Consider the following 14,094-nt stretch of genomic DNA (forward strand, 5'->3'; position numbering starts at 1 on the left):
GCCGCGCCGCGCTGCGCCGTCATTGGCGCGCGGGACGCGAACGACACGCGCGGTCGTTCACCCGTCATGGCTGCAGGATGCAGCGCTGGATGGAAATGCGGCTTACTTGCTGGCCGTCTTCTCGCGGACCTTGCTGCCGGCCTTCAGATCGCTGTCGTAGGCGTACACCACGCGACCGCCCTTCACTTCGCCGAACACCGGAATGTTGGCGGTGATGGCATCGTGATCGTCATGCGTGAAGGGGTGGTCGTAAGTCGTGACCACGCCCTCGACCGGCGTCTTCAGGTCTTCCAGCGCAGCGCGCACCTTCGGGCCGTCCGTGCTGCCGGCCTGCTTGATCGCCGCGGCGAGCAGGTAGATCGAGTCGTAGCCCTGCGCCGCCGAGACCGCCGAGTCGATACGGTTGTTCTTCGGCTTGAACATGGCCAGATAAGCATCGATGAATGCCTTGCGCTTGGGCGTGTTCGGCTCCTGGATGAACGTCTGGGGCATGCGCGCACCCTCGCCGTTCACGCCCGAGTTGTCGATGTAGTTGGCCATCGCGAGCGTCCAGCTGCCGACGATCGGCAGCTTCCAGCCGAGCTTGGCCATGCCGTTGGCGATCTGCGCCAGTTCCGGGCCGATGCCGTAGGTGAGGATCACGTCGGCGCCGGCCTGCTTGGCCTTGAGCAACTGCGCCGTCATGTCGACGTCCTTGATGTTGAACTTCTCGACGGCGACCGGCGTGATCCCCTTCGACTTGAGCGCCTTTTCAAGATCCTCGCGGCCGAGCTGACCGTAGTTGGTCGAGTCCGCCAGGATCGCCGGCTTCTTGAAGCCGCGACGCGTGATCGCCTCCTCCACGATCATCGGCGCCTGGATGCTGTCCTTGGCCGAGTTGCGGAAAACGTAGTTGTCAGGGTACTGGGGCGGCTTGAATTGCTCGGTAATGACGGTGCCCGTGGCCACGTTGTTGAACACCGGAATCTTGGCGTCCTGGTAGAAGCGCTGCGAGGCGAGCGCCACGCCGGTATTGATGTAGCCGACCGTGGCGACCACCTTTTCCTTGTTGATCAGTTCCTGCGCAACTTGCACGCCGCGCTCGTTCTTGGCTTCTTCGTCGCGCTCGACGAGCACGATCTGACGGCCCAGCACGCCGCCGGCCTTGTTGATTTCCGCGGCGGCCAGACGCACGCCATCGCGCATGGAAACGCCCATCGACGACGAGCCGCCGGTAAACGGGCCGGACACGCCGATCTTGATCGGATCGGCCGCGATGGCCATGGAGGCAGACAGCGCGAATGCCACGGCGCCCGCCATGAGCTTGAATCGGAATTGCATAAGGGTCTCCTTCGGTGCGATGCGTTTCGATATGACGCTTTTTTACTGCGATTTCCTGGTGTCGCAGGCCCTGCCGTGGGATGCGCGACTCACGGGTTGTCTTCCCCGTCTGCACCGCCCCGGTCTTGTAATTCGTGTCAGGGCGATACCATCAAGCACGCGTCGAACGACCAACCTAGCGCGCCGATTATGTGATCGCTGAGTTTCGCCCGCAAAGGCGGGAATACCCCTATCGGCACGGGGGTTTGCGGCCCGTCATCGCGCATTGGCGCGGGTTTGCGGAGGGTTTTGGCGGCGCGCGCCATGTATGGCGCGTGTCCGGAGATCGGCACGGAGTGCCAAAGAGTTCGACTTGAAATGCGGGTCGTAAGGGAGATGTAAGCGACGGCGATTAGTCGCCCGGCGCGATCACTTCGCGGGCGCCGTTACGGCCCATCGGGCTGACCAGCCCGGCGGTTTCCATCTGTTCGATGAGACGCGCCGCCCGGTTATAGCCGATGCGCAATTGACGCTGCACCGCCGAGATCGACGCACGCCGCGAACCAAGCACGAACGCCGCCGCTTCGTCATAGAGCGGATCGGCTTCGGCGTCGCCTGGCGACTCGCCGAACAGATCGCCCGGGGCCGCCTCGGCCGGATCGCCGGCGAGGATCGCTTCGTCGTACTCGGGCTCGCCGTATTGCTGCCAGTGCTGCACCACGCGATGCACTTCGTCATCGGCCACGAACGCGCCATGCACGCGCTGCGGATAGCCCGTGCCCGGCGGCAGAAACAGCATGTCGCCCTGGCCGAGCAGCGACTCCGCACCCATCTGATCGAGGATGGTGCGCGAGTCGATCTTCGACGAGACCTGGAACGCCACGCGCGTCGGAATGTTCGCCTTGATGAGGCCGGTGATCACGTCGACCGACGGGCGTTGCGTTGCGAGAATCAGATGAATGCCGGCCGCGCGGGCCTTCTGTGCAAGCCGTGCGATGAGTTCCTCGATCTTCTTGCCTGCCACCATCATGAGGTCGGCCAGCTCGTCGATCACCACCACGATGAAAGGCAGGCGATCGAGCGGCTCCGGGGCATCGGGCGTGAGTGAGAACGGGTTGCCGATCTTCTTGCCGGCGGCCCGCGCCGCGTCGATCTTCTCGTTGTAGCCAGCCAGATTGCGCACGCCGAGCGCCGACATCAGCCGGTAGCGCTTTTCCATCTCGCCAACGCACCAGTTCAGTGCGTGCGCGGCCTGCTTCATGTCCGTGACGACCGGCGCGAGCAAATGCGGAATGCCGCCGTAGACCGACAGTTCCAGCATCTTCGGGTCGATCATGATGAGACGCACGTCGTCTGGCGTGGCCTTGTACAGCAGCGACAGGATCATGGCGTTGACCGCCACCGACTTGCCCGAGCCGGTCGTGCCGGCCACCAGCAAGTGCGGTGCCCGGGCAAGATCGGCCACGATGGGCTCGCCCGTGATGTCCTTGCCCATCGCCAGCGCCAGGCGCGAGCGGTGCGAGTCGAACGCCGGCGCGGTCAGGATCTCGGACAGGCGAATCATCTGGCGCTGCGCGTTCGGCAATTCGAGGCCCATACAGGTCTTGCCTGGGATCGTCTCGACCACGCGAATCGAGGTGACGCCCAGCGCCCGGGCCAGATCCTTCATGAGACCGACGACCTGCGCGCCCCGCACGCCCACTGCAGGCTCGACTTCAAAACGCGTGATGACCGGGCCGGCCGACGCACCTACCACCGTCACCGGGACCTTGAACTCGGCGAGCCGCTGCTCGATCAGTTGTCCGACGGCGGCGAGCGTCTCGTCGGATACGACGTTCGCCACGTCTTGCGACGTCGCCGGACTGAGCAGGTCGAGCGACGGAAGGTCGTAGGCGATCGGCTCGCGCGGCGTTGGCAGCTCGCGCGGTGCGTCGGCGGTAAACGCGGCTTCGCGCGGCGCGGTCGTCGGCAATGCGCCATACGCTGCGGCGTCCGGTTCGGCGCGAGCCCAGGTGCCGTCGGCGCGCAAAACGTAGTGCGGTTTGGTGGTCGATCCGCTGGCTTGCCCCGCGGGTTCATCCGACTCGGACGCGCGCCCGGGCGCGGTCTCCGGTGCGCACACGGTCGCCGCCGCCGCCGTCGCCGGCTCTTGCACTTGCACGCTCGCCAGCACATCGGCGAACAGGAAGGGGCGGCGCGCGGCACCAGCCGGTTGTCCGGGCGGCGGCGCGATCAACACCATTGGCGGAACGTCCAGCACCTCCGCGCGCGCCCGCGATTCGGTCTGCGCCGCTTCGCGCAACTGGGGCGTCTCGTCCACGGCGGGCGCCGGCTGTGCTGCGTGCGCAGCGACATGGTCGGCCGCCTTCGCGATGGCGCTGCCGCCCACGACGGTCACCGGCGCTTCCATTGCGGAGGACCACTCGCGCAAGTCACGAAGCAGTGCTTCGGCTTCCTCGCGCAAGGCGGCGAGCGCCTGCATCCTCGCCTGTTGCGCGACGCGCGCGGCTTCCTGCTCGGCGAGCATTGCCGGCGTGGGCGTTGATGGCGCAGCGGCAGGCGGCTCGTCGGGCGTTGCCTTCGGGGACAAATCGAGCGGCGAGAATTCCGCGACGTCGGACGTGAGCGGCGATGCGGCGTCCATCGCGGACCACGAGGCTGCGCCCCGGATCGGTGGCGCCTCGGGCGAACTCATGCCGTCACTTGCCACGCCCGGCATGCCGTCATCAGCGGCCACGAGAGTATCGGGAGAAGCCGCGACGACGACCGGTGAGTGCGTCGCGACGGGCGACGCGCCACGCGGGGGCACATCCTCCAGCCCCAACTGCGGTTGGCGGAACGGGCTGTGGACGATCGTGCCGCGCAGGTGGGCCGGGGCCACCCCGACCGGGCGGCGATGACCGGGGGCGCCGTCAGCAGTCGACGTCGAATGCAGAGCGCCGCCGGATGCCGGCTGCGTGGCGTCACCGACTGCCGCGACCGAGGGCTTCTGCGCCGTCAGCGAGGATGTGCGCTGGGCGATCGGCGCGGGCATGGCACGAGGGCCGGAAGCACTGGAAGCACTGGAAAGGCTGGAAGCCGCAGACGCGCCGCGTCGCGCTGCCGGACCGCGCGCGTCTTGCGCGCGCAGACTCGGCTCGGCACGGACCCACTCGGGCGCCGTGATCGTATCGCCACGCGCGGTGCGCAACACATAGGCGCCACGCGGCAGTACGGCGCGCGCGCCTGCCGTGGCATGGGGCGAAGCGGCAGCCGCTGTTGCCGCGCCGACCGCCGGCGCAGCCGCACGTCCGACAGCGGGCTCCCTCCTCGCCACACGCGCCGCGCCGGCGCGCATGAACGAAGGTTCGGCGCGCGGTGCGCCTCGCGTAGCGAGCGGCGGCGGCTGCATCGCATCGAGCCGCGCGCGCTCTTCGTCGGTGAGCTTCCAGCGCGGCTGCGCGGCAAGCCCGCGCCGGCGGGGCGTTGCCCCTTCGGTCAAATGCCCCGCGTTGTGATGACCCTGCCCCAACGTTGGTGTGAACCGCTCGCCGCGTTCGCCACGCTCGTGTGGCCCGCCGAACGACAGTTGCGACATTTGCGACAGTCCCCGCACCGGTTCACCGGCACTGCCGGCAAAACGCGTCTCGTAAGGGGATTCGTCGTCATCGTCCGCCGTGGGCTTCGCACGCGCGAACATGCCCCACCACGTGGTGCCAAAGACGAGCGGAAGAGAAAAGAGAAGGACAACGCCGGCGAGGCCCATGGCGAGCGTGCCGCCGAGCGCCAATTGCAGGCCGTGGGCGAGCGACTGGCCGACGCTGCCGCCGGCGGTGTTGCCTTCGCCGCCCGTCAATGCGGCCAGCGTGGCGCTCGACACCATCGTGAGCGGCACGCCAAGCAACATGCGCAGGGTGCCGGGGCCGAAGAGTCGAATCTCACCGCCAAGCAGACCCCGGACGCCAGGCCAGCACAATGCCAGCAACCAAAACGTCGACAGTCCGAACCAGCCAAACCCCATAATCGCTCGTGCTTCAGGAAAACCCGGAGTGCGATTGTAGCAGGTAGGCCACCGCCGGGCGGTCCGAATGGCGCGATCTGACGCGGTCTGGCGCGGTCTGGCGAGATTTGGCGCGCTCCACGACTGACGGACCGACGCAGCGGCCGGCGGCAGACCGAGACCTGGCGCGTCGTCAGTGCGTGCCGGTCGGGCGCAGCATGGGGGACGCGGCGCCATCCGCACCCTGGACCATTGCGGGCGACACGGCTTCGCCGGGCACCACGAGGCTCAGATTGCGGCGGCGCAACGAACGCCAGTCGACCTTCGGGAAGATGTCCTCACCCAGCGCGCTCACGCGCGACAGGTTCTCGACGCGCACGCCGCGCGCGCGCAGCACCTCGGCGGCATGCCGGAACGACGGCTCGATCAGGCTCGCGAATTCGGCATCGAGACGCGTTGGCGCCCGCGTCTGCATCGTCTCGTAGAAACGCGGCGTGTGCGCCGCGTCGCGCAGATCGACCCCGTGCAGATACAGCTCGGTAAAACCGAGCCATGTGGCCACTTGCAGCGCGAAGTAGGCTACCGTGCCACCGTGAAAGAAGCCGTTGTCGATGTCGAAGCTGAACCCGAGACGCCCGTGCTCGCCGAAGAACGCCGCGCTCGCCGCCACGCGCGCGTTGGCGCGCAGCGACGCGGGCGTGCGCGCGGCTTCGAGGCCGCGTTTGAAGATGTCGTCCACCAGATAGAACCGACAGCCGAACGCCGACGGCGGATACCTCTCCAGCAGCCGCGCCAGTACCACCGGCGTGACGAACAGCACGAGATCGCGCGCGATGATGCGGCGCGCCAGGTCGGGGCGCTGCCTCACGAAGCCTGCGTCGAGAATGCAGTAATAGTCGAACTTGACGGGCGCGCGATCAATGAGCGCAATGGCCCCGTTCACGCCCATGACGTGATGCATCGGCAGCGCTTCATAGTCGATGTCCGCCACCGACGGTCCGCTCGCAATGATATGGCACGGCGTCTGACGCAGGCGTTGCAGGTCCGCGCGCCGCGCCAGCGGCACCGGGCGTCCGCGCCAGGTGAAGCGCTCGATGGCCCCCACGCCATCGTGCTCGATTCGCGCATGCGGCCACAGCCGCTCGTTGTGCCGCCACTTCGCCGTATGGCTGTAGCGATACGCGAGTTTCAAAATAGACGAAATCATTGTCGTTCTTTTGGTTAGGTGTTCCGGTCGCGCCGCAGGCGCCTTCCGGATGCCCGCGGTCCTAACCCCGTTGCTCGTCGCGTGTCTGTGTTTGGCCGAGCGGCCGCAGGCCGGTGCATCGCCGCGTTCCCCCTGAACCCGGCTGCAGCCCACGGCGCATGGGGACATGGCCCCATCACGTCGATGGTCAGATTCTGCCCCTTGGCATGCCGAGGGACAAGATTTATTCCAAATGGAAATCTTACGTCAGGTTACGCTCCGATGTCGGGGCAGGACATGGGGCTTGACATGAAAAAGCCCCATTCGCGGGGCTTTGCGGGCATTGCACCCGTCAGAATCGATAGTGGCGGCCGGACATCGAGAAAGAGAGCATTGCGAAAAATGCGGACAATGCAGCCGAACGTTGCGCATTCCCGAGCATGGCGGCGGAGTGCGCCGGGCGCCGGCTCCCCTCAATGCAGGGCCGCCCTGCCCCCCGCCCGCGGATAGAACGCCTGACCGAGCTGCACGAGCAGCGACGCGAGTGCCGGGTCGCGCACGAAGCTGGCGGCCGAATCGGCAGTGAGAATCGCCTCCGGCGTCTGCGGTCGCGCGATGAGAAAGCCCTGGACGTAGTCCACGCCGAGCTCGGAGAGCGCTTCGAGCGTGGCGGCGTCCTCCACCCATTCGGCCACGCTGCGAATGCCCAGATTCTTGGCGAGCGCGACGATCGCCTCGACGATGGCCAGATTGGCCGGGTGCGCCGCCATGCTCTTCACGAAGGCGCCATCGATCTTGATGGCGTCGACCGCCAGGTCCTTCAGATAGGAGAACGAGCTGAAACCGGCCCCGAAGTCGTCGAGCGCGATCCGCCCGCCCAACTGATGAATACGATCGACGAAACGCCGCGTGTTGTCCAGATCGTGCAGCGCCACGGTTTCGGTGATCTCGATGCACAGCAGCTCGACCGAGCGTTCGTGCGCGGCCAGCGTGGCGAAGATGTCGCGCACGAAATGCTCGTCGTTGAGCGACGCGCCCGAGAGGTTCACGCAGACGAACTGCGTCTTCGCGAGCCGATCGCGGTGCGCGTCGATCCACGCCAGCGTGTTCGTCAGCACCCATTTGTCGATCATGCCGATGCTGCCGTTCTCCTCGGCCGCGCTGATGATGCGTGAAGCGGGCACGATGTTGCCGTCCGAGTCGCGCATGCGCAGCAGCACCTCGAAGTTGAGCGACTCGCCCGGCGAGGCCATCTCCATGATCGGCTGCATCTCGAGAAAAAGCGTATTGGGCGCAAGGCCGGCGTCGAGCGCGTCGATGAGCCGAAGCTCGGCGAGCCGCTCGCGGAACGCGGCCGCCCCGCGCTCGTAGACGACCAGGTCGCGCCGGCTCTTCTTGGCTTCGCGGCACGCACGATCGGCCGACGAGATGGCGTCGGGCACGCGCATGTCGGTCGTGAGCTCGATCACCCCGGCCGACGCCCGCACCTGGAACGCCCGCTCGCCGATCTGGTACGGCTCGCCGGCGATGGCGTCGACGAGCCGGCGCGCGATCGCGGCCGCCTCCTTGATCGTGGCGTCCCGGAAGACGACGATGAACTCGTCGCCGCCCGTGCGCCCTACGCTCTGGTCGGCGGACAGCCTTGCACGCATGCGGTCGCACGCCTGGCGCAGCACCTCGTCGCCCGCGGCGTGGCCGAACAGGTCGTTGACGAGCTTGAAGCGGTCCAGATCGAGGTAGGCCAGCGCGGCGGGACGTGCGTCGGACAACGTGCGAATCGCCTCGCCGAGCGCCTTCTCGATACCGCGCCGGTTCGATACGCCGGTAAGCGGATCGTTTTCCGCGAGGTAGCGCAATTGTTCCATCGTGCGGGCGCGCTCGGTAATGTCCTGCAGCGAGCCCTCGATGCGCCCGTCCGCGAAGATCGCCTTGACGAGATAGCGGCTCGTGCGTCCGTCGTCGCGCGGCAACGAGAGAATTTCCAACTCCGACTCGTCGCTGTGCTGGGCAACGTCGAGCAGCATGCGCCATGTGCTCTGGCCGAAGAACTGGTCCCAGCGGTACGTGCGGGCCTCGATATTGGGAATGCCCAGCATGGTGTGCAGCGCCGCGTTGCCGCGCACGAACACCCCCTGGTCGTTGAGCGTGAAGAGCCCGACCGGCGTCACGTCGTAAGCGTTACGCAGCTCGGCCTGGGCCTCGAGCTTGCCCTGATGCTCGGCGCGCATCTGCTCGGCGATCGCCAGCGCCGCCATCAGGCTCGAGAACAATGCCGCGGTCACGCTGTTGAGCGCCGAGGATAGCGCGCGTGCGTTGAACGCCGCGGCGATCACCTCGGAGAACGTGGCGAACAGCACGATGGCGAGCGACGCGCTGTACCACACCGCCACGCGCGAACGGGTGATCACGAGAATGCGCGCGAGCAGAATCAGTACGATGACAATGCCCAGCGCGGCCACGCTCCACAGCACCGGGATGAAATGCGCATACGGCAGCGCAATCGCCGCGCAGCACAGCACCACGCCGGCCCACTGCAGCACCATCACCATCCAGCGCAGCCCGATGCGACGCAGCTCGCGCTTGAAGAGCTGCGTGAAGAGCGAATATGTCAGCACGTAGTAGACGGCGAACGTCGCCTTGCGCACGAGCGCGTCCCAGTCGGTCGGGATGGTGCGCTCGAGCCACTGCGTATCGGCGCCGAGCGAGTTCGCCGCGAGGCGCAGGTTACCGATGAGCCAGGCGGCGAACAGCACGTACAGCCATTCCTTGTTGATGATGGCCGTCACGAGCACGAACGCCGAGAGCGTGAGCAAGCCGCCTTCGAGCAACCCGTTGCTGCGCTGGAATTCGGTTTCGGAGACTCGCAATTGCGCGGCAGGCCACGCCACGAGGGTCAGATGCGCCGGCCCGAAGAACGTGCCCTGGCAAAGCAGGCCGACGGGCGCCGTGAGGTGGCCGAGATCGATGGCAAAGCCGGCCTTGGAGACGCGAATCGCGCCGCTCACGGCGGCGCGATCGGCGCGCCCGATGGCCGGCGCCTCGGGATCACGCCAGCAGGCCAGCGTCTGCGCATGGCGCGAAGGGAATTCGATGACCGTGTGCTGATCGCCGCCCACCGGCAGCACGTTCACCCGGAACCACACAGGCGCTTCGGAGAGCTGTGTGCTGAATTGCGAGACGGCGGGTGCGCGTTCGAGCGAGTTCGACACCATCGCGGGGCCGAACGTCGTGGGCAAATCGTTTTGCGCCTGGAAGGTAAGCGGCGTGGCGCCGCGCACGGTGAACTGGCTTTCCTGGAACAGCAGCACGATACCCGAGAGCAGCATGATGGCTGCAGGCACGGCGTACAGGGAGATGCTGCGAAAAAGTTCGTCGAGCCTCGTGGTGACGCGCCAACGCCTGCGCGAACCGGAGAGTTCTGCCAACTCGTCGGTGAAATCGTTCGAATTGCGGCCGTGATGGTCACGCTCGTTGCCGAGTTCCCCCGCCATATGACTCGTCTGCCCTTGTCTCGTTGGTCGCCCCCGCGTTTGTCGCCGGGCAAGGCGGCGGTCCTTGCCCGCCTTGCCGGCCGGGAGGGCCCCGTCCCGTGCCGCCGGTCGACCCGGCGGACACGGGCAGGTATTTCTCTCCCGTCTTGCTCGCTACCGCCGTCGCTGCAACCACCCAACCCTGCGCACGACGGGATAACGTTATTTCCAATAACGGCATCACACCGCCAGGCTGTAGCCCGATGCTACGCATCCTACCGCGTCGGCACCAAAAGATAAATCCCGCAAACGCGCGCCAACACTGGATTCGACCGGGGCCGACGGTTCCGCAAGCGGTGCTCCCAGGCGCAGGTCCGGGTGATGCGTGAGGCACATGTAGTCGAAGAGCGGGTGCCCCGCGGCCTGCCAACGCGAACGCGCCTGCGCGACGTCGAGCGCCAGCACGCGGTGCCCAATGCCACCCACGTGCGCCATCGGAATGAGCGCCTGCGACGGAAACACGTCGACGAACATCAACGCTTCGTACTGCCGGTGCAGCGGCGGACGCGCCGTAATCACCATCCAGTCGATGCCGCTGAGCAGGCAATATTGATAGAACGCCTTGAAGAGCGCGGTCTTGACCACACGCCCCACGGCCCCGGCGGCCACGCCCAGGCGCGTGGCCTCGGCCAGTGCCGCGCTGTCGAGCCAGTCGGGCAACGGCGCGGAAGCTTCCAGATGCAGCGGCTGATAACGGTTCGTCTGAATGCGCATGGTGCCGATCACCGCCCCGTCCAGACGCGCGCGCGCCACCAATACGACAGCGCCCGGCTCCCGATCGCTCGGCTCGGGCTCGCTCAGCGTGGCCGCGAGTTCGGGCAGATGGCGGCCATACGCCGCGCTGCGCATCGCCGCAGCGTCGCGCAGCGCGGCCTCATCGCCGGCAATCGTGATCACGAACGGCAAACGCTCTTCACGCATGCCCGCCGTCGGCAGCGCTGCGCACAGCGCGGCCACACCGACTGCTGCCGAAGGGGACGTGCGGTGAGGTTGACCGTGCGAGCGGTCCGCTTCTGTCATCGACAACACATCCGAAGCTTGTGAAAGATCAAACATGATTGACACTCCTTAGAGTCAAAAAAGAGGCTGGTGCCACGCGCGGGCTGTCTCGCCGATGCGTCGCACCATTCCTTTCTTGATCCGCCGGGGCAATGTGTCAAGTGCTTATTTTTGCTGGCTTTTTCACACTTCCGTGATCTTCGCTCGCCCGTCTTTCGATTCGCCCCGCCAACCGCCGGGAAACGCCCGTCGCGCCGGATAAAACCGCGTTTTTGCCCGGTCGCCGGTCGCCCGGTGTCACCTATTTGCCACAGTTGCCGTTCGAAGAAAGACTCTGGCAAAATAATAAACCTGTTTACTAATTTGCCGGCCCAAGGGTGTTTGTTCCTGCTTTCTCCAGCTTTGTCCCGGCCCCGGCACGAACCGACATGCCGAAAATCGATTGGTCATCCCGTTTCGGCACGCTGGTGCACGACGTGGCACGCGTTCATTCGCGGCTGTTCGACCGGCGTGCCCGCGGCAACTTCGATCTCACGCGCGCCCAGTCGCGCGTGCTGGTCATGCTGCACCGCTACGGGGTTCAGACGCAGGCCGAACTGGCCGAACGCATGGAGTTGACGCCGATGGCGCTCGTCAGACTGCTGGACCGGCTGCGCGAAAAGGGGCTGGTGCGCCGCGAGCGCGATCCGAAGGACAAGCGCGCCCATCTGCTGTATCTGACAGACGCCTCCGAGGCCAAGATCGACACGATCGTCGCCTTTGCCAACGTCACGGAGCGCGAGGCGCTGCAGGACCTCACGCCTGCCGAGCGCGCCGAGCTCACCCGCCTGCTGGGCAAGGTGCTCGCGAATCTCACGCGCGCCGAGGCCGAATGCCCCGCGCCTGAGCGGCGTCTCGGGCAGACCGATCCGGAATAAGGCCATCGCGAGGAGACGACGGACGGCGCCTGCGCACCACGTGCGCCAACGGCATGGCCGCCGGGCGCGCGCAAAAACAACGGCAGCGACCACGACAACGACAACGACAAACGCAAGGACCACCAGAGGATTCGCCGTGTCATCCCCACAAACCACTGACGATCCGGGCAGGCATCGGGCGCTCGTCAGCGTATCCGTCATGCTGGCGACCGTGCTTCAGACGCTCGACAGCACCATCGCCAACGTTGCGCTGCCGCACATGCAGGGCAGCCTGTCGGCCTCGCAGGACTCGATTACCTGGGTGCTGACGTCCTATATCGTGGCCGCGGCCATTGCCACCCCGCTCACCGGCACCCTGTGCGCGCGCTTTGGACGGCGGCGCGTATTCCTGTGGTCGGTCGCCGGCTTCACCATCGCCTCGGCGCTGTGCGGCATGGCGCAGTCGCTCTCGGAGATCGTCGCGGCCCGGCTGCTGCAAGGCATTTGCGGCGCCGCCCTCGTGCCGCTCTCGCAGGCGACGATGCTCGACATCAATCCACCGCACAAGCACGGCTCGGCAATGGCGGTGTTCGGCATGGGCGTGATGGTTGGCCCGATTCTCGGCCCGTCGCTCGGCGGCTGGCTCACGGACAGCTACAACTGGCGTTGGGTCTTCTACATCAACCTGCCGATCGGGCTCATCGCGTTCCTCGGAATTGCCGCCTACCTGAAGGAGCCGCCCGAGCAAAAAGCGGGCAAATTCGACACGCTCGGGTTCGTTACGCTAAGCCTCGCCATCGGCCTGCTGCAGTTGCTGCTCGATCGCGGCGAGCAGCAGGACTGGCTGAACTCGACGGAAATCTGGCTGGAAATGCTCGGAGCCATCGTCTGCTTCGCCTATTTCGTGGTCCATACGTGGACGGCCGGCGAGCACTCGTTCTTCAATCGCGCCCTGCTACGGGACCGAAACTTCAACACGGGCGTGGTCTACATCTTCGTGGTCGGCATCATCCTGTATGCCACGCGCGCCCTGCTCCCTCCCATGCTTCAAAGCCTGTTCGGCTATCCCGCGATCCTGACGGGCCTCGTGACAGCGCCTTCGGGCGCGGGAACGATGGCGGCGATGCTGGTCGTGGGGCGCCTCGTGGGCAGGGTCGACGTGCGCTATCTGCTCGGCTTCGGCTTCGCGTTGACCGCGTACTCGCTCTATCTGATGGCTGGCTACTCGTTGACGCTGAGCCCGTCGGACATCGTCTGGCCTGGCGTGATCCAGGGCTTCGGACTGGGCTTCGTCTTCGTGCCGCTCACCACGGTGACGTTCGCGACACTGCCCGGCACGCTGCGCGCGGACGGGGCGGCAATCTACAGCCTGTCGCGCAACATTGGCAGCAGCATCGGCATTTCGGTCGTGCAGACGCTGCTCACGCAAAACACGCAGGTCAATCACGCGCAGCTCTCGGAGCACATCACGCCGTTCACCCAGGGGCTGGAGAGCTACGCACAGACATATGGCTCGGCCGCGATCGCCGCGATCAACGCCGAAGTCACCCGGCAGGCGGCGATGATCGCCTATCTGGACGACTTCCGCCTGATGATGGGGCTCACGGTCCTCGTCATGCCGCTGCTGCTCTTCATTCGCTTGAAAAAGAAAGCGCCCGGCGAAGTCGACGAAATGGTGCACGTGGCGGCCGACTGATTCGCCGTCCGGGTTCGGACCGGCGGCCTGCGGCATGGGCGGGCGAGGCCGCCGTCAGCGCATGCCAATCGTCTCATGCCGGGCCACGCGAGCGCGGCGGGCCGGACTTGCGCGGCCGGCGGGGTCCGCGCGGGCGCGGCTCGATCCCGATGCGCGGGTCGCCCGCCAGGACCAGCGCCACGGCGCGCTGTGCGACCGCCTCGAAAGACGGATCCGACTGCGGCACGTACAGCCACTTCCCCAATACCGGATGCACACGCAGCGCCGGCATCTCCCGGATCAGCGCCGCATGATGCACGTGAGACGTGCATACGAGCAGGCCGTCCCACGGCGCATCCTTGTCAATCACGGCGAGGCACTGCAAGCCGTTCAGGTACGCCGCGTCGGCGCCGAACATCCGCTTGTGAATGTACGTCTCGTTGCGCTCGAACGCATCGAAGATCCAGAGAAGCGAATTACGAATGGCGGCAGGCATCGGCGCGAAGGGTTCGGATGTCAGGAGCGCGGCG

8 protein-coding genes are annotated in these 14,094 nt (G+C 66.5%); 2 read left to right on the forward strand and 6 right to left on the reverse strand.

All coding sequences use genetic code 11. The features are described from left to right. Positions 1-102: 102 nt before the first annotated feature. The 5 genes from CDN36_RS01350 to CDN36_RS01370 form a co-directional block, all read right to left on the reverse strand. Positions 103-1,320 carry an ABC transporter substrate-binding protein gene (locus tag CDN36_RS01350; protein ID WP_150554477.1) on the reverse strand — a complete coding sequence of 406 codons (1,218 nt, stop codon included), beginning with the start codon at positions 1,318-1,320 and terminating at the stop codon, positions 103-105. Between the two features lie 391 nt (positions 1,321-1,711). After that, complete coding sequence (locus CDN36_RS01355) at positions 1,712-5,299, reverse strand: DNA translocase FtsK (RefSeq protein ID WP_287495814.1); 3,588 nt, start codon at positions 5,297-5,299, stop codon at positions 1,712-1,714. A 172-nt stretch (positions 5,300-5,471) separates the two neighbouring features. Next, complete coding sequence (locus CDN36_RS01360) at positions 5,472-6,485, reverse strand: WaaZ-like lipopolysaccharide core biosynthesis protein (protein WP_287495815.1); 1,014 nt, start codon at positions 6,483-6,485, stop codon at positions 5,472-5,474. A gap of 452 nt (positions 6,486-6,937) precedes the next feature. Continuing rightward, positions 6,938-9,955, reverse strand: a complete 3,018-nt coding sequence (locus CDN36_RS01365) for a putative bifunctional diguanylate cyclase/phosphodiesterase (RefSeq protein ID WP_287495816.1) — start codon at positions 9,953-9,955, stop codon at positions 6,938-6,940. Positions 9,956-10,174: 219 nt separating this feature from the next. Continuing rightward, positions 10,175-11,050, reverse strand: coding sequence for an N-acyl amino acid synthase FeeM domain-containing protein (locus CDN36_RS01370; protein ID WP_287495817.1), 876 nt, complete (start codon positions 11,048-11,050; stop codon positions 10,175-10,177). Positions 11,051-11,421: 371 nt separating this feature from the next. On the opposite strand from CDN36_RS01370, the gene CDN36_RS01375 reads away from it, so the two are divergent. Together CDN36_RS01375 and CDN36_RS01380 are read left to right on the forward strand one after the other, a co-directional pair. Continuing rightward, positions 11,422-11,910: a MarR family winged helix-turn-helix transcriptional regulator gene (locus CDN36_RS01375; protein ID WP_150554482.1), complete on the forward strand. Its 489-nt coding sequence runs from the start codon at positions 11,422-11,424 to the stop codon at positions 11,908-11,910. A gap of 136 nt (positions 11,911-12,046) precedes the next feature. Then, on the forward strand, positions 12,047-13,585 hold the full coding sequence (locus tag CDN36_RS01380; protein ID WP_287495818.1) for a DHA2 family efflux MFS transporter permease subunit: 1,539 nt from the start codon (positions 12,047-12,049) through the stop codon (positions 13,583-13,585). Positions 13,586-13,658: 73 nt separating this feature from the next. Here CDN36_RS01380 and CDN36_RS01385 read toward each other — a convergent pair whose 3' ends face one another. Further along, positions 13,659-14,060, reverse strand: a complete 402-nt coding sequence (locus CDN36_RS01385; RefSeq protein WP_287495859.1) for a hypothetical protein — start codon at positions 14,058-14,060, stop codon at positions 13,659-13,661. Between the last annotated feature and the right edge of the window lie 34 nt (positions 14,061-14,094).

The sequence above is a fragment of the Pandoraea sp. CB10b_02 genome, from assembly GCF_002216225.1.
Taxonomy (GTDB): domain Bacteria; phylum Pseudomonadota; class Gammaproteobacteria; order Burkholderiales; family Burkholderiaceae; genus Pandoraea; species Pandoraea nosoerga.